Consider the following 15,894-nt stretch of genomic DNA (forward strand, 5'->3'; position numbering starts at 1 on the left):
CATGAAGCGTTCGACGCGGCGCCGCCTGGTCCAAGGCGTCCTCTACGCCGTCCTGGCGGCGCTGCTGTTGGCGCTGGTGCTCGCGGCCGACTGGGCGGACATCAAGACCCAGTTCTTCGCCTCCGCCGGGTGGACCTCGTGGGACTCCTGGGGTCCGCTGATCACGGTCGGCGCCAAGAACACGATCATCTACACGGTCATCGCGTTCGCCTTCGGCCTCCTGCTGGCCCTGGTGCTCGCCCTGATGAAGCTGTCGCCGCTCGGCCCCTACCGGTGGCTGGCGACGATCTACGTCGAGTTCTTCCGCGGCCTGCCCGCCCTGCTGGTGATCATCTTCATGGCCTTCGGCATCCCGATCGCCTTCCAGTGGACACCTCCGGGCGGCACGGTCGGTGCCGGCCTGCTGGCGCTGGTCATGGTCGGCGCCGCCTACATGGCCGAGACCCTGCGCGCGGGCATCCAGGCCGTGCCGAAGGGACAGACCGAGGCGGCTCGCTCGCTGGGCATGAGCTCGGGGCGCACGACCGTCACGGTGGTGCTCCCCCAGGCGTTCCGCATCGTCATCCCGCCGCTGACCAACGAGTTCGTGCTCCTGATCAAGGACACCGCCCTGCTGTCGGTGATCGGCATGCAGGTCGGCGAGCGCGAGGTCACCACCGTCGCCCGCGACTTCTTCAGCAGCGGACCGACGGCCGGCACCGCCACCAGCCTGGTGCAGGCGGCGGCGCTCTACCTCGTCATCACGATCCCACTGACCCAGCTGGTGGCGTGGCTGGAGCGACGCCAACGGAGGACCCGATGAGCACGCCCGCGATCCAGGTCAAGGACCTGCACAAGTCCTTCGGCGACAACGAGGTGCTCAAGGGCATCGACTTCCACGTCGACAACGGCGAGGTCGTCTGCGTCATCGGGCCGTCGGGCTCGGGCAAGTCGACGCTGCTGCGCTGCATCAACCGGCTCGAGGAGGCCAACTCCGGCCAGGTGCTGGTGGAGGGCGTCGACATCTTCGACCCCGAGACCGACCTCGACGCCGTGCGTTCGCGCATCGGCATGGTCTTCCAGCAGTTCAACCTCTTCCCGCACATGTCGGTCCTGCGCAACCTCACGGTCGCCCAGGAGAAGGTGCGGGGCCGCTCGAAGAAGGAGTCGGTCGAGATCGCCCGCGCCAACCTCGACAAGGTCGGGCTCAGCGGGCGCGAGAACGTCTACCCCGGCCACCTGTCGGGCGGTCAGCAGCAGCGCGTGGCGATCGCCCGTGCACTGTCGATGGACCCCGACATGATGCTCTTCGACGAGCCGACGTCCGCGCTCGACCCGGAGCTGGTCGGTGACGTGCTCGACGTCATGAAGACCCTCGCCTCCGAGGGCATGACCATGATGGTCGTGACCCACGAGATGGGCTTCGCCCGCGAGGTCGGCGACAAGCTGGTCTTCATGGACGGCGGCGTGATCGTGGAGGAGGGTGACCCGCGCGAGGTGCTCGGCAACCCGCAGCACCAGCGCACCCAGGCCTTCCTCTCCAAGGTCCTGTAGCTCCCGCAACGACGAACGGCCCGGCTCCTCCCACACGGGAGGCCGGGCCGTTTCGCCGTCCTGGGTGGGTCCGCTCAGACGTCCCCACCGAGGTAGGCGGCGCGCACCGAGTCGTCACCAGCGAGCTCGGCGCCCGTGCCGGACCGGACGATCTCGCCGGTCTCGAGGATGTGGGCGGAGTCGGCGCGCTTGAGCGCCTGGGCGGCGTTCTGCTCGACGAGCAGCACGGTGGTGCCCTGGGCGTTGATCTCGCTGATGATCGAGAAAATCTGCTGGATGAACTTCGGTGCGAGCCCCATCGAGGGCTCGTCCAGCAGCACCAGCCGCGGCTTGGCCATCAAGGCCCGCCCGATCGCGAGCATCTGCTGCTCGCCGCCCGACATCGTGCCGGCCGCCTGGTTGACGCGCTCCAGCAGCCGCGGGAACAGCTCGAACACCCGGTCCAGGTCGGCCTGGTAGGCCGGGGTCCGCCGGTCGGAGCGCACGTAGGCGCCCATGTCCAGGTTCTCGCGCACCGTCATGCCGGGGAAGCACCCACGACCCTCGGGCGACTGCGAGAGACCGAGCTTGACCCGGTCGTACGGCGGAAGGTTGGTGATGTCCTTGCCGTCGAACAGGACTCGGCCCGCCCGCACCTTGCGCAGCCCCGAGATCGTCTTCAGGGTGGTGGTCTTGCCGGCGCCGTTGGCGCCGATCAGCGTCGTGATGCTGCCTTCCTCGACGCCGAACGTGATGTCACGGATGGCCTCGATGTGCCCGTAGTTGACGCACAGGCCCTCGACCTCAAGAAGCATCTTCTTCATCCACTCCCAGATAGGCGGCGATGACGGCCGGGTTGTCACGGATCTCGGCCGGCGTCCCCTCCGCGATCTTCTTGCCGAACTCCAGCACCACGATCCGGTCGGTCACGCCCATGACGAGCTTCATGTCGTGCTCGATCAGCAGGACCGTGTAGCCCTGGTCGCGGACCTTCTTGATCAGCTGCATGAGCTGGACCTTCTCGGCCGGGTTGAACCCGGCCGCCGGCTCGTCCAGGCACAGCAGCTTGGGCCCGGTGGCCATCGCGCGCGCGATCTCGAGTCGTCGCTGCTCGCCGTACGACAGGTTGGCGGCCAGCTCGTCGTGGCGCGCCTTGATCCCGACCAGGTCGAGCAGCCCCTTGGCCTTCGCCAGGGCCTCCTCCTCGGTGCGCCGGTGGCGCGGCAGGCGGAACAGCGCGTCGAAGAAGCCGACCTTGCTGTGGGCGTCGGCGCCCACCATCACGTTCTCCAGCACCGTCATCGACTTGAAGAGACGGATGTTCTGGAACGTGCGGGCCAGGCCGAGCTGGGTGATCTTGTGCCGCCGGCGACCCGCGAGCGAGACGCCGTCGAGGCGGACCTCACCGGAGGTGGCCTGGTAGACGCCGGTCATGACGTTGAAGCACGTCGTCTTGCCGGCACCGTTGGGGCCGATCAGGCCGAGGATCTCGCCCTCGCGGATCTGGAACGAGACCGAGTCCATGGCGGTCAGGCCGCCGAACTTGATGGTGACGTCGTCGACCTCGAGGAGTGCCTTCTTCGCAGGCGTCGTGTCAGGCATGGGTGCTCCCTTCGAGCGCGCCCTCTTCGAGGGCTTCGATCTCGGCCTCGACCGCCTTGGCGCGCCTGCTCCGTCTCGGCGGCAGGAGACCTTCCGGTCGCCAGATGGCGAGCACGGACAGCGCGAGGCCGAAGAAGAGCAGCCGGTAGTCGGCGAACTCGCGGAAGCGCTCCGGCAGGTAGGCCACCAGCGCACCACCGACGATGGCGCCCCAGCGGTTGCCCGACCCGCCGACGATGACGGCGGCGACGAAGAGCATGGAGAGCAGCAACGGGAAGCTGTCGGGGCTGATGTAGCCACCCTGGCCGCTGGCGTAGAACGCCCCGGACAGGCCTCCGATCGCGGCACCGAGGGCGAAGGCCATCAGCTTGTACTTGAAGGTCGGCACGCCCATCAGCTCGGCGGCGTCCTCGTCCTCACGGGTGGCCTCCCACGCCCGGCCGACACGGCTGGACTTCACCAGCCGGTCGCCCACGAGCACCAGGATCAGGGCCGTCAGGATCACCCAGTAGTAGGGGATGGCGTCCACGGCACCGAAGGCCAGCACGGCCGTCGGGTGGTCGCGGTCGAGCGAGGGGATGATGCCGTCCCACTGCAGGCGCGGGACGTCGAACATGCCGCCGCGGTCGAACGGCGGGTTGGGCGCGGCGCCGATCGTGTTGGGGTGCGAGATGTCCTTGATGCCCGCCGAGGCGCCGACCCACTCGACGTTCTTGACGGTGATCCGGATGATCTCACCGAAGCCGAGCGTCACGATGGCGAGGTAGTCGCCGCGCACGCGCAGGGTGGGAGCACCGAGGATCACGCCGGTCACCATCGTGACGGCGATGGCCAGCGGCAGGGCCAGGAAGAACGGCCAGTGCCAGTGGTAGGTGGTCAGGACGCCGGTCGTGTAGGCGCCGACGGCGTAGAAGCCGACGTAGCCGAGGTCGAGCAGACCGGCGTAGCCGATCACGATGTTGAGCCCGACCGCGACGAGGGCGAACGCCGCGACGCTGAACATGACGCCACCGAAGTCGATGTTGTTGGTCGTCAGGATCGGCGGGCGCAGCAGCGGCAGGAGGTAGACGAACGCCGCGAACAAGATGACCAGGCCCAGCCTGGCCGGCTTGGGCAGCGCGTTGTAGCGATCGACGACGCCGTCCCAGCGCCGGCCGATCCCGGAGAGGGTGGTGCTCATAGCGGACATCAGGCGCGCGCCTTTCCGAGGGACTCTCCCAGGATGCCGGAGGGCCTCACCAGCAGGATCAGGACCAGCAGCACGAACGCCACCACGTCCTTCCACTCCGACCCGAACACGGCCGAGCCCCAGTTCTCCATGACACCGAGCAGGAGGCCGCCGACGAGGGCACCGCGCAGGTTGCCGATGCCGCCCATGACGGCCGCGGTGAACGCCTTGACGCCGAGGATGAAGCCGGCGTTCTGACGGGTGGAGCCGATCTTCATCATGTAGAGAGTCGCGGCCGCGCCGGCCATGAGGCCGCCGATCAGGAAGGTGACCTGGACGACGCGACCGGAGTTGACGCCCATCAGGGCCGCCGTCTCCGGGTCCTGGGCGACGGCGCGGATGCCGCGGCCGAAACGGGTGCGGCGGACGAAGGTGTCGAGCGCGATCATCATGATGAAGCACGCCGCGAGGATGACCAGGTCGACGTCGGAGACGGTGTAGCCGCCGACCTCGAAGAGGCCCTTCGGCTGGATGGTGACCGGGTTGGAGAACACGTCGCGGGCCTTGCCCGGGGCGACGTAGTTCTCGAGGTTGTCGCTCAGGCCGAGCTTGTCGGCGAAGCGGTCACGCAGGCCCATCGCCTCGGCCAGCGCGAACGACGCGCCGATGGCCGAGATCAGTGCGATGAGCTTGGGTGCGCCCTTCCTGATCAGCGGTCGGTAGGCGAACCGTTCGAGGAGCAGGGCGATGGCTGCCGACAGCAGCATCGCCCCGACCAACGCCGCCACCAGGATCGGTGCCGCCTTGCCCAGGCTCCAGGTCACCGACTCGGTGCCGTGGAGGAAGATGAACATCCATGCCACGGCGAAGGTGCCGTACATGAAGACTTCGGAGTGAGCGAAGTTGATGAGTTGCAAGACGCCGTACACCATCGTGTACCCGAGCGCGATGAGCGCGTACACCGCGCCGAACACCAGCCCACCCATGGTGAAGCTGAGGAAGTTGTCGAGACTTCCGAAAAGCGCGCCGAAATCCAAGGAAATCCCCTCAGCCCGTGCAGGTCAGTTGCGGCCGGAGGCGATCCCCCGGCCGCAACTGTTGGTGAGTGCTTCAGACGAACGACGAAGTGTTACTCGATGACCTCGGGGTTGTCGACGTCCATCGTGCCGTCCTTGACGAAGTAGGCGTAGATCTTCGACTCCTCGATGTCGCCGTTCTCGTCGAACGAGATCGGGCCGCTGACACCGTCGCCGCTGTAGCTGCCGATGAACTCGTTGATCGACTCGCCGTCGGAGGCGCCGTCCTCGATCGCGGCCAAGAAGATGTTGGTCGCGTCGTAGGCCTGGGTGGCGTAGAGACCCGAGGCCGCGAAGTCGGCCGGGGCCGGGCCGGCGGGCGCCGAGAGGACGGCGTCGTTGGCGGCCTGGGCGCCGGCGACCTTGACGAAGTTGGGGTCCTGCGAGCCGTCACCCGACATGAACGTGCCGGTGAAGCCACCCTGGCGCAGCTGCTTGGCGAGCAGGCCAGCCTCGGTGTAGTAGCCACCGTAGAAGACGGCGTCGGCGCCCGAGGACTTCACGGCCTGGACGACGGCCGACATGTTCGTGTCACCGACGGAGATCTGGTCCTCGTCGATCATGGCGGACCCGAGGGCCTCCTTGACCGTGCCGGCCAGGCCCTTGCTGTAGTCCTGGCCGTCGTCGACGACGAAGACCTTGGTCGCGCCGGCGGTGTCGGTGAGGTACTTCGCGTCGGCGGTGCCCTGCGCGTCGTCGTTGCCGATGACGCGGTGCCACGTGGTCCAGCCCTGCTGGGTGATGGTCACGTTGGTGGCCGACGGGGAGATCGACGGGAGGCCGGCCTCGAAGAACGTCTTGCCGGTGGCGAGCGACTCACCCGAGAAGCCGGGGCCGATGAGACCGAAGATGGTGTCGTCGTTGATGATCTGGGTCGCGAGGGCCGGCGCCTTGTCGGGGCTGCCCTGCGAGTCGAACTCCTTGAGCTCGATCTGGCAGTCGGCGTTCTCGTCGTTGTGCTCCTGCAGGGCCAGCTTGATGCCGCCGACCATGTTCTGACCGAGCGCACCCGCGTCGCCCGTCAGCGCGCCCAGGAAGGCGAGGTTCTTGCCGCACAGCTCGCTGGCAGCGCTGCCGCTGTCGCCGCTGTCGTCGCTGCCGGTGTCGTCGCCGCCGCCGCACGCAGCGGTCAGGCTCAGGACGGCCATGCCTGCCAGCGCAGCGAATCCGCGCATGGTCTTCTTCGAACGGATCATCAGTCCTCCGCTATCGGGGTGGTCGCGATCCGGGGGTGGGCCGGATCACACGGTGGAGGGAAACTAGCACCCCGGATTCGCCCCGTGGATCAACGTGGGAGTTCCTTCCCCGACCGTTGCCAATTCGTGACGTAACGATTTTCCGACTCGGTCGTGCTCACGCGCCGTCGGCGCCGTGCTCGACAACTCCTTCGGCGACCTCGCGCATGGACCGGCGAAGATCCATCGCCGTCTTCTGGATCCACCGGAAGGCTTCCGGCTCGCTCAGGCCGAGCTGCTGCTGCAGGACGCTCTTCGCGCGGTCGACCGCCTTGCGGGTGGCGAGCGACTCGTGGAGGTCGGCGACCTCGCGCTCGAGGGTGGCCACCTCCTCGAACCGGCTGACCGCCATCTCGATCGCCGGCACCAGGTCGGTGCGGGTGAACGGCTTGACGAGGTAGGCCATCGCCCCCGCGTCGCGGGCCCGCTCCACGAGGTCGCGCTGGGAGAACGCGGTCAGGATCACGACCGGCGCGATGCGCGCTCCGGCGATCTGCTCCGCGGCCGCGATGCCGTCGAGCACCGGCATCTTCACGTCCAGGATCACGAGGTCGGGGGTCAGCTGCTGCGCGAGCTCGATCGCCGTACGCCCGTCGCCGGCCTGCCCCACGACGTCGTAGCCCTCCTCCCCCAGCATCTCGGCGAGATCCATCCGGATCAGCGCCTCGTCCTCGGCGATGACGACGCGTCGACGTGCCTCGGGGTGGTCGGTGCTCTCGGCGGCAGGCTCGGTCACGGGGGCAAGGCTAGTCGGGTACGGTTTCCACGCTTCCCAGCCGGGTTGGCGGAATGGCAGACGCGATGGTCTCAAACACCATTGTCCGAAAGGGCGTGTGGGTTCGAATCCCACACCCGGCACCCTGATTGTCGGTGGCGCCCCCTTTCATGAGCGGGTGCCCCATGTTCGTCCCCAGTCAGTCGTCGACAGCGCCCTGGCGTGCTCAGACGCGGGCATGAACGATTCAGACAACGCCCGACGCCACGGGGTCGCGGTCAAGACCATCCGCAGGTGGCGTCGCCTCTACCAACGACGCGGGCAGGAGCGAGGACAACAGCACCTCGCGCCACCGTGCCCGCGCTGCGAGGACGGCCCGTTGGATCGCGTCGCCTATGCCGAGCTCCTCGGCTGGTACCTCGGCGACGGTTATGTTTCGCAGGGCAGGCGGCAGGTCTACAACCTGCACGTATACAACGACCAGCAGTACGCCCGACTCAACCAGCACGTCCTCGAGCTGATGAGCGCAGTCAAGCCCGGTTCGCGCCCACACGTTCGTCACGTGCCCGGGTGCGTCGTGTCGACCGTGGGCTGGAAGCACTGGCCCTGCCTGTTCCCTCAGCACGGCGCAGGCCGCAAGCACGAGCGGCCCATCGTCCTGGAGGACTGGCAGGCCGAGATCGTGCGTGCGTTCCCGTCGCACTTCCTGCGCGGGCTGTTCCATTCCGACGGCGCTCGGGTCGCCAACTGGGCCACTCGCGTCGTGGCCGGTGAACGCCGGCGCTACGACTACCCGCGCTGGCAGTTCAGCAACCGCTCCGACGACATCCTCGCCCTGTGCGGCTGGGCCCTCGACCTGGTCGGGGTGGCCTGGCGTCGATCAGGACCTTGGACCGTCTCGGTGTCGAGGAGAGAGGCGGTCGCGGACCTCGACGCCCTGATCGGCCCGAAGAGCTGACTCAGGTCGTGCGGCGGTAGGCCGGCGCGGCGCCGTTGATCGCGTCGCCCATCCGGTGGATGCGCAGCGCGTTGGTCGAGCCCGGGATCCCGGGCGGGCTGCCGGCGATGATGACGACGAGGTCGCCCTCCTTGACCCGCCCGATGTGGATCAGCGCCTCGTCGACCTGGCGCACCATCTCGTCGGTGTGCTCGACCTCGGCGCCCTGGAAGGTCTCCACACCCCAGGTCAGCGCGAGCTGGGAACGGGTGCGGGCCTCGGGGGTGAAGGCGAGGACGGGGACCGGGCCGCGGTAGCGCGAGAGGCGCTTGGCGGAGTCGCCGCTCACGGTGAAGGCCACCAGGAACACCGCACCGACCGACAGCGCCACCTCGGCGGCGGCCTTGGCGATGATGCCGCCTCGGGTGTGCGGCTGCCAGGTCACGGCGGCCATGTGGCTCAGGCCGTGGTCCTCGGTCGAGGCCACGATCCGCGCCATGGTCTGGACAGCGATGATCGGATACTCACCCACGCTGGTCTCGCCCGACAGCATGACTGCGTCGGCGCCGTCCAGCACCGCGTTGGCGACGTCGCTGGCCTCCGCGCGCGTCGGAGCGGGAGCGCCGATCATCGACTCCAGCATCTGCGTGGCGACGATGACGGGCTTGGCGTTGCGCCGCGCCTTGTCGATGATCAGCTTCTGGTGGATCGGCACGTCCTCGAGCGGGCACTCGACCCCGAGGTCGCCGCGGGCGACCATGATGGCGTCGAAGGCGTCCACGATCTCGTCGATGTTCTCGATCGCCTGGGGCTTCTCGATCTTGGCGATGATCGGGACGAAGACGCCCTCCTCACGCATGATCGCGCGGACGTCCTCGGCGTCGGCCGCGCTGCGCACGAAGCTGAGGGCGATGAAGTCGACGCCGAGGTTGAGCGCCCAGCGCAGGTCCTCGGTGTCCTTCTCCGACAGGGCCGGCACCGAGACCGCGACGCCGGGCAGGTTGATCCCCTTGTTGTTGGAGACCTTGCCCGGCACGACCACCTCGGTGACGACGTCGGTGCCGTCGACCGAGGTCACCCGCAGGCGCACCTTGCCGTCGTCGATGAGCAGCGGGTCGCCGGGCTTCACGTCGCCGGGCAGTCCCTTGTACGTCGTCCCGCACTGCTCGCCGTCGCCGAGGACGTCGCGGGTGGTGATCGTGAAGGTCGCGCCGCGCTTGAGCTTGACCGGGCCGTCGGCGAAGAGCCCGAGCCGGATCTTGGGTCCCTGGAGGTCGGCGAAGATGCCGACGCCGTGCCCCGACTCGTCGCTGGCCTTGCGGACCAGGTGGTAGAGCCGCTCGTGCTCGGCGTACTCGCCGTGGCTCATGTTGAGCCGGGCGACGTCCATGCCGGCGTCGACCAGCTCGCGGATGGCCTCGGCGGTCGAGACCGCCGGGCCGAGGGTGCAGACAATCTTCGCTCTACGCACGCCTCGACCCTAGCGGATCTTTGATCGATCCAAAGGACTCATCCGGTGAACGTCACACCGCCAGCGGGCGATCCGTCGGCTTGATCGGCACCGGCAGCGTCGAGGAGCCCGTGAGGTAGGTGTCGACGGCCGCCGCAGCGGCGCGACCCTCGGCGATCGCCCACACGATCAGCGACTGCCCGCGACCCACGTCGCCGGCCACGAACACGCCGTCCACGCTCGAGGCGTACGCCGCGTCGCGCACCACGTTGCCGCGCTGGTCGAGCTCCACGCCCAGCTGCTCGATGAGCCCGGGCTTCTCCGGGCCGGCGAATCCCATCGCGAAGAGCACCAGCTGGGCCGGGATCTCGCGCTCGGTGCCCTCGACCGGCTGGAACTTCGCGTCCACCTCGACCAGCCGCAGGCCGGAGACGTGGCCGTCGTCATCACCGAGGAACTTCTGCGTGGAGACGGCATAGACCCGCTCCCCGCCCTCCTCGTGCGCCGACGAGACGCGGAACGTCATCGGGTACGTCGGCCAGGGCTGGCCGCCCGGGCGGGTCTCCGGCGGCTGCGCCATGATCTCGAGCTGGGTGATCGAGCGCGCGCCCTGCCGGATGGAGGTGCCGAGGCAGTCGGCGCCGGTGTCGCCGCCGCCGATGATGACGACGTCCTTGTCGGTGGCCAGGATCTGGCCCTCCACCTCCTCACCGAGCGACGCGCGGTTGGACTGCGGCAGGAACTCCATCGCCTGGTGGATGCCCCCGAGCTCGCGACCCGGGACCTGCAGGTCGCGGGCCTCGGTCGCGCCCATCGCGAGCACCACGGCGTCGTATCGGTCACTGAGCTGCCGCCCGGTGAGCTCCTCGCCCACGTTGACGCCAGCGCGGAAGACGGTGCCCTCGCGCCTCATCTGGTCGAGGCGACGGTCGAGGTGCTTCTTCTCCATCTTGAACTCGGGGATGCCGTAGCGCAGCAGGCCGCCGATCTTGTCGGCGCGCTCGTAGACCGCGACCGTGTGGCCGGCGCGGGTGAGCTGCTGGGCGGCGGCCAGGCCGGCCGGGCCGGAGCCCACGACGGCCACGGTCTTGCCCGAGAGCCACTCCGGCGGCTGGGGCCGGACGTTGCCCTGCTCCCACGCCTTGTCGATGATCGAGACCTCGACGTTCTTGATCGTCACCGGGTCCTGGTTGATGCCCAGCACGCAGGCGGTCTCGCACGGCGCGGGGCACAGCCGCCCGGTGAACTCCGGGAAGTTGTTGGTCGCGTGCAACCGCTCGATCGCACCCTCCCAGTCGTCGCGCCAGACCAGGTCGTTCCACTCCGGGATGATGTTGCCCAGCGGGCAGCCCTGGTGGCAGAACGGGATGCCGCAGTCCATGCAGCGTCCGGCCTGCGGGGTGATGATCGGCAGCAGCGCGCGGCCGATGCCGTCGGGGTAGACCTCGTTCCAGTCCGAGACCCGCTCCTCGACGACGCGACGCGTCGCGACCTGGCGGCCCTCCTTCAGAAAGCCCTTCGGGTCAGCCATGTCGCGCCTCCTTCGTCGGCGCGCCACAGGCGGCCATCCTCTGCTCGATGTCCATGGAGTTCGCAAGCTCAGCCATGGAGTACCTCCATGATCCTGGCGTTGGCCTCGTCCTCGGTGAGGCCCTCGTCGAGGGCCTCCGCCCGGGCGTCGAGGACGCGCTTGTAGTCGCGGGGCATCACCTCGGTGAAGCGGCCCAGTGCGGTGTCCCAGTCGGCCAGCAGCTCGGCGGCGATGCTCGAGCCGGTCTCCTCGCCGTGCTGGGTGATGAGTGCCTTCAGCTCCTCGACCGCGTCGCCGGTGACGGGTCCGAGGTCGACGAGCTCGGGGTTGACCCGACCCTCGTCGAGGTCGAGCACGAAGGCGTAGCCGCCCGACATGCCGGCCGCGAAGTTGCGCCCGGTCGGGCCGAGCACCACCACCACTCCCCCGGTCATGTACTCGCAGCCGTGGTCACCAACGCCCTCCACCACGGCGCTCGCGCCGGAGTTGCGCACGCAGAAGCGCTCGCCGGCCTTGCCGCGCAGGAAGACCTGGCCCGACGTGGCGCCGTACGCGATCGTGTTGCCCGCGATGACCTGGTCGCTCGCGTCGAAGGTCGCACTGCGGTCGGGGCGCACGACGATCCGCCCGCCCGAGAGGCCCTTGCCGACGTAGTCGTTGGCGTCGCCCTCGAGCCGCAGCGTGATGCCGCGGGGCACGAAGGCGCCGAACGACTGGCCGGCCGAGCCGGTCAGGGTGATGTCGATCGTGCCGTCGGGCAGTCCCTCGCCGCGGTAGCGCTTGGTCACCTCGTGGCCGAGCATCGTGCCGACCGTGCGGTTGACGTTGCGTACGGCGACCTGGGCCCGCACGGGCTCGCCGTGCTCGAGCGCCGGGGCGGCGAGCGCGATCAGCTCGTTGTCCAGCGCCTTGTCGAGGGCGTGGTCCTGCCCCTTCGTGTTGCGCAGGTCCTGGTCGGCGAACTGGCCGAACTCACCGTGGGCCGAGGCCTGGTGCAGGATCGGCGTCAGGTCGAGGCCCTCCGCCTTCCAGTGGCCGACGGCCCGCTCGATGTCGAGCGACCCGACCTGCCCCACGGCCTCGTCGATGCTGCGGAAGCCGAGCTCGGCGAGGAGCTCGCGCACCTCCTCGGCGATGTAGGTGAAGAAGTTGACGACGTACTCCGCCTGACCGCTGTAGCGCTCGCGCAGGACGGGGTTCTGCGTCGCGACCCCGACGGGGCAGGTGTCGAGGTGGCAGACGCGCATCATGATGCAGCCCGAGACCACCAGCGGGGCGGTCGCGAAGCCGAACTCCTCGGCCCCGAGGAGCGCGGCGATGACGACGTCGCGACCGGTCTTGAGCTGGCCGTCGGCCTGCACGACGATCCGGTCGCGCAGCCCGTTGAGGAGCAGGGTCTGCTGGGTCTCCGCCAGGCCGAGCTCCCACGGACCGCCGGCGTGCTTGAGCGAGGTGAGCGGCGAGGCGCCGGTGCCGCCGTCGTGGCCGGAGATGAGCACCACGTCGGCGTGCGCCTTGGAGACGCCCGCAGCGACCGTGCCAACGCCGACCTCGGAGACCAGCTTCACGTGGACGCGGGCCGACGGGTTGGCGTTCTTGAGGTCGTGGATCAGCTGCGCCAGGTCCTCGATGGAGTAGATGTCGTGGTGCGGCGGCGGGCTGATGAGGCCCACGCCGGGGGTCGAGTGCCGCGTCTTCGCCACCCACGGGTAGACCTTGTGGCCCGGCAGCTGGCCGCCCTCGCCGGGCTTGGCGCCCTGCGCCATCTTGATCTGGATGTCGTCGGAGTTCGTGAGGTACTCGCTCGTCACCCCGAACCGGCCCGACGCGACCTGCTTGATCGAGCTGCGGCGCTCGGGGTCGTGGAGCCGGTCGGCGTCCTCGCCGCCCTCACCGGTGTTGGACTTGCCGCCCAGGCGGTTCATCGCGATGGCCAGGGTCTCGTGCGCCTCCTGGCTGATGGACCCGTAGGACATCGCACCGGTGGAGAAGCGCTTGACGATCTCGCTGACCGGCTCGACCTCGTCGATGCCGATCGGGGCGCGACCGGTCGACTCGCCGTCCTTGAAGCGGAACAGCCCGCGCAGGGTCATCAGCCGCTCGGACTGCTCGTCCACGCGCGAGGTGTACTGCTTGAAGACCTCGTAGCTGCCCGACCGGGTCGAGTGCTGGAGGCGGAAGACCGTCTCCGGGTCGAACAGGTGCGGCTCGCCCTCGCGGCGCCACTGGTACTCGCCGCCGATCTGCAGCTCGCGGTGGGCCGGGGCGATGCCGCCGCGGGGGTACGCCGAGGCGTGACGCCGCGCGACCTCCTCGGCGATCGTGTCGAGCTCGATCCCGCCGAGCTTGGAGGTGGTGCCGGTGAAGTACTTGTCGACCACGGCCTGCGAGAGACCGACCGCCTCGAAGATCTGGGCTCCGGTGTAGGACGCCACGGTGGAGACGCCCATCTTGGACATCACCTTGAGGACGCCCTTGCCGAGTCCCTTGATCAGGTTGGCGACGGCCTTCTCCGGCTCGACCTTGACGTAGTAGCCCTCGCGCGCGAGGTCCTCCACGGACTCCATCGCGAGGTAGGGGTTGACCGCCGCTGCGCCGTACCCGACGAGGAGGGCCACGTGGTGGACCTCACGGACGTCGCCGGCCTCGACGAGCAGGCCGACCTGGGTGCGGGTCTTCTCACGGACGAGGTGGTGGTGGACCGCACCCGTGAGCAGCAGCGACGGGATCGGTGCGAGCTCGGCGGTGGAGTGCCGGTCGGAGAGCACGATGACCCGCGCGCCGTCGGCGATCGCCTCCGACACCTCGACGCAGATCTCGTCGATGCGACGCGCCATCGCCTCGCCGCCGCCCTCGACCTCGTAGAGGCCGCGGGACACGTGGGTGATGAAGCCGGGCATGTCGCCGTCACGGTTGATGTGGCGGATCTTGGCGAGGTCGTCGTTGGAGATGACCGGGAACGGCAGCACGACCTGGCGGCACGACGCGGGCGCCGGCTCGAGCAGGTTGGCCTCGGGCCCGATGGTGCCGCTGAGGGAGGTGACGAGCTCCTCGCGGATCGCGTCGAGCGGCGGGTTGGTGACCTGGGCGAACAGCTGGGCGAAGTAGTCGAAGAGCAGTCGCGGCTTGTCGCTGAGCGCCGCGATGGGGGTGTCGGTGCCCATGGAGCCGAGCGCCTCGCCACCGGTGTTGGCCATCGGGGTCAGCAGGACGCGCAGCTCCTCCTCGGTGTAGCCGAAGATCTGCTGGCGCCTGGTGACCGAGGCGTGCGTGTGCACGATGTGCTCGCGCTCGGTGATGTCGTCGAGGTGGATCAGCCCGGCGTGCAGCCACTCGTCGTAGGGGTGCTCGCTCGCGAGCTCGGTCTTGATCTCCTCGTCCTCGACGATGCGGTGCTCGTCGGTGTCGACCAGGAACATCCGGCCCGGCTGGAGCCGGCCCTTGCGCACGATCGTCGCCGGGTCGAGGTCGAGCACGCCGACCTCGGAGGCGAGCACGACGAGGCCGTCCTCGGTGACCCAGTAGCGGCTGGGACGCAGGCCGTTGCGGTCGAGCACGGCGCCGATCTGGCTGCCGTCGGTGAAGACGACGCACGCCGGCCCGTCCCACGGCTCCATCAGCGAGGAGTGGAACTCGTAGAAGGCACGGCGCTTCTCGTCCATCTCGGCGTGGTTCTCCCACGCCTCCGGGATCATCATCAGCACCGAGTGGGGCAGCGAGCGCCCGCCCATGTGCAGCAGCTCGAGCACCTCGTCGAACGACGCGGAGTCGGAGTGGCCGGGCGTGCAGATCGGGTAGAGGCGCTCGAGGTCGCCGGGGATGACGGCGCTGTCGAGCAGCGCCTCGCGGGCGCGCATCCAGTTGCGGTTGCCCATGACGGTGTTGATCTCGCCGTTGTGGGCGATGAAGCGGAACGGGTGCGCGAGCGGCCAGCTCGGAAAGGTGTTGGTCGAGAACCGCGAGTGCACGACGGCCAGCGCCGAGGCGACCCGCTCGTCGACCAGGTCCGGGAAGAAGTTGTCGAGCTGGTCGGTCGTCAGCATGCCCTTGTAGGCCAGCGTGCGGCCCGAGAGCGACGGGAAGTACACGTCGGCCTCACGCTCGGCGCGCTTGCGCAGGCAGAAGGCGAGGCGCTCGAGCGCCATGCCGGCCACGCGGGACCCGGCACCGGCGACGAACACCTGGACGAAGCTCGGCATCACGCTCTTCGCGGTCGCGCCCAGCACGTCGGGGTTGGTCGGGACCTCGCGCCAGCCGAGCACGCTGAGGCCCTCCTCCGTCGCGATCTGCTCGATCTGCGCCTGGGTCTTGGCCAGCGAGTCGGGGTCGGCGACGAACGCGGTGCCGACCGCGTAGCTTCCGGCGCCCGGGAGGTCGAAGTCGACCACGTCGCGCAGGAAGGCGTCGGGCACCTGCAGCAGGATGCCCGCGCCGTCGCCGGAGTTGGTCTCGGCGCCGGCGGCACCACGGTGGTCGAGGTTGCGCAGGGCGGTCAGGGCCTGGGCCACGATGTCGTGGCTGGCGACTCCGGTCAGCGTGGCGACGAAGGCCACGCCACAGGCGTCGTGCTCGTGCCGGGGGTCATAGAGCCCCTGGGCCTGGGGGCCGACAAGTTGTCCCGAGGTCACTCGGCTTGCGGGCGGTGAGAAGGCGTCCATCTCGGGCGTT

The 15,894-nt window shown here is 69.2% G+C and carries 12 protein-coding genes and 1 tRNA gene; 4 read left to right on the top strand and 9 right to left on the bottom strand.

All coding sequences use genetic code 11. The features are described from left to right. Window position 1 precedes the first annotated feature (1 nt). Window positions 2-802 carry an amino acid ABC transporter permease gene (locus C7S10_RS20395; RefSeq protein ID WP_108346507.1) on the top strand — a complete coding sequence of 267 codons (801 nt, stop codon included), beginning with the start codon at window positions 2-4 and terminating at the stop codon, window positions 800-802. After that, complete coding sequence (locus C7S10_RS20400) at window positions 799-1,533, top strand: amino acid ABC transporter ATP-binding protein (protein ID WP_108346509.1); 735 nt, start codon at window positions 799-801, stop codon at window positions 1,531-1,533. Before C7S10_RS20395 ends, C7S10_RS20400 begins: the two co-directional genes overlap by 4 nt. Window positions 1,534-1,607: 74 nt before the next feature. Here C7S10_RS20400 and C7S10_RS20405 read toward each other — a convergent pair whose 3' ends face one another. From C7S10_RS20405 to C7S10_RS20430, 6 genes are all read right to left on the bottom strand, one after another. Next, on the bottom strand, window positions 1,608-2,327 hold the full coding sequence (locus tag C7S10_RS20405; RefSeq protein WP_108346511.1) for an ABC transporter ATP-binding protein: 720 nt from the start codon (window positions 2,325-2,327) through the stop codon (window positions 1,608-1,610). Then, the gene (locus C7S10_RS20410; protein WP_108346513.1) at window positions 2,317-3,114 is read right to left on the bottom strand and encodes an ABC transporter ATP-binding protein; all 798 of its coding nucleotides are present in this window, start codon (window positions 3,112-3,114) and stop codon (window positions 2,317-2,319) included. The genes C7S10_RS20405 and C7S10_RS20410 overlap by 11 nt, the downstream gene beginning before the upstream one ends. Further along, window positions 3,107-4,294 carry a branched-chain amino acid ABC transporter permease gene (locus tag C7S10_RS20415; protein ID WP_207769498.1) on the bottom strand — a complete coding sequence of 396 codons (1,188 nt, stop codon included), beginning with the start codon at window positions 4,292-4,294 and terminating at the stop codon, window positions 3,107-3,109. Before C7S10_RS20415 ends, C7S10_RS20410 begins: the two co-directional genes overlap by 8 nt. An 8-nt stretch (window positions 4,295-4,302) precedes the next feature. Then, on the bottom strand, window positions 4,303-5,319 hold the full coding sequence (locus C7S10_RS20420) for a branched-chain amino acid ABC transporter permease (protein WP_243395510.1): 1,017 nt from the start codon (window positions 5,317-5,319) through the stop codon (window positions 4,303-4,305). Between the two features lie 92 nt (window positions 5,320-5,411). Continuing rightward, entirely contained in the window at window positions 5,412-6,554 is a 1,143-nt protein-coding gene (locus C7S10_RS20425; RefSeq protein WP_108346519.1) for a branched-chain amino acid ABC transporter substrate-binding protein, read from the bottom strand. Between the two features lie 157 nt (window positions 6,555-6,711). Next, window positions 6,712-7,329: an ANTAR domain-containing response regulator gene (locus C7S10_RS20430; protein WP_108346521.1), complete on the bottom strand. Its 618-nt coding sequence runs from the start codon at window positions 7,327-7,329 to the stop codon at window positions 6,712-6,714. A gap of 39 nt (window positions 7,330-7,368) precedes the next feature. On the opposite strand from C7S10_RS20430, the gene C7S10_RS20435 reads away from it, so the two are divergent. Both C7S10_RS20435 and C7S10_RS20440 read left to right on the top strand, forming a co-directional pair. Next, window positions 7,369-7,451: transfer RNA gene (locus tag C7S10_RS20435), tRNA-Leu, on the top strand. 95 nt (window positions 7,452-7,546) lie between these two features. Continuing rightward, a complete protein-coding gene (locus tag C7S10_RS20440) occupies window positions 7,547-8,266 on the top strand; it encodes a transcriptional regulator (RefSeq protein WP_243395511.1) in 720 nt (239 codons plus the stop codon). A gap of 1 nt (window position 8,267) precedes the next feature. Here the strand turns inward: C7S10_RS20440 and pyk are convergent, their stop codons facing one another. The 3 genes from pyk to gltB all read right to left on the bottom strand — a co-directional run bounded on the left by pyk (window position 8,268) and on the right by gltB (window position 15,884). Further along, complete coding sequence (pyk, locus tag C7S10_RS20445; RefSeq protein ID WP_108346525.1) at window positions 8,268-9,716, bottom strand: pyruvate kinase; 1,449 nt, start codon at window positions 9,714-9,716, stop codon at window positions 8,268-8,270. Between the two features lie 52 nt (window positions 9,717-9,768). Then, window positions 9,769-11,226 carry a glutamate synthase subunit beta gene (locus tag C7S10_RS20450; RefSeq protein ID WP_108346527.1) on the bottom strand — a complete coding sequence of 486 codons (1,458 nt, stop codon included), beginning with the start codon at window positions 11,224-11,226 and terminating at the stop codon, window positions 9,769-9,771. Window positions 11,227-11,294: 68 nt separating this feature from the next. After that, on the bottom strand, window positions 11,295-15,884 hold the full coding sequence (gene gltB, locus C7S10_RS20455) for a glutamate synthase large subunit (protein ID WP_108346529.1): 4,590 nt from the start codon (window positions 15,882-15,884) through the stop codon (window positions 11,295-11,297). Between the last annotated feature and the right edge of the window lie 10 nt (window positions 15,885-15,894).

The sequence above is a fragment of the Nocardioides currus genome, from assembly GCF_003057875.1.
GTDB lineage: Bacteria > Actinomycetota > Actinomycetes > Propionibacteriales > Nocardioidaceae > Nocardioides > Nocardioides currus.

Bases quoted from the DNA above. Each gene is read 5' to 3' on its own strand.
- C7S10_RS20450 (WP_108346527.1), bottom strand. From the start codon at position 11,226: ATGGCTGACCCGAAGGGCTTTCTGAAGGAGGGCCGCCAGGTCGCGACG.
- C7S10_RS20395 (WP_108346507.1), top strand. From the start codon at position 2: ATGAAGCGTTCGACGCGGCGCCGCCTGGTCCAAGGCGTCCTCTACGCC.
- C7S10_RS20440 (WP_243395511.1), top strand. From the start codon at position 7,547: ATGAACGATTCAGACAACGCCCGACGCCACGGGGTCGCGGTCAAGACC.
- C7S10_RS20415 (WP_207769498.1), bottom strand. From the start codon at position 4,294: ATGAGCACCACCCTCTCCGGGATCGGCCGGCGCTGGGACGGCGTCGTC.
- C7S10_RS20410 (WP_108346513.1), bottom strand. From the start codon at position 3,114: ATGCCTGACACGACGCCTGCGAAGAAGGCACTCCTCGAGGTCGACGAC.
- C7S10_RS20405 (WP_108346511.1), bottom strand. From the start codon at position 2,327: ATGCTTCTTGAGGTCGAGGGCCTGTGCGTCAACTACGGGCACATCGAG.
- gltB (WP_108346529.1), bottom strand. From the start codon at position 15,884: ATGGACGCCTTCTCACCGCCCGCAAGCCGAGTGACCTCGGGACAACTT.
- C7S10_RS20425 (WP_108346519.1), bottom strand. From the start codon at position 6,554: ATGATCCGTTCGAAGAAGACCATGCGCGGATTCGCTGCGCTGGCAGGC.
- C7S10_RS20400 (WP_108346509.1), top strand. From the start codon at position 799: ATGAGCACGCCCGCGATCCAGGTCAAGGACCTGCACAAGTCCTTCGGC.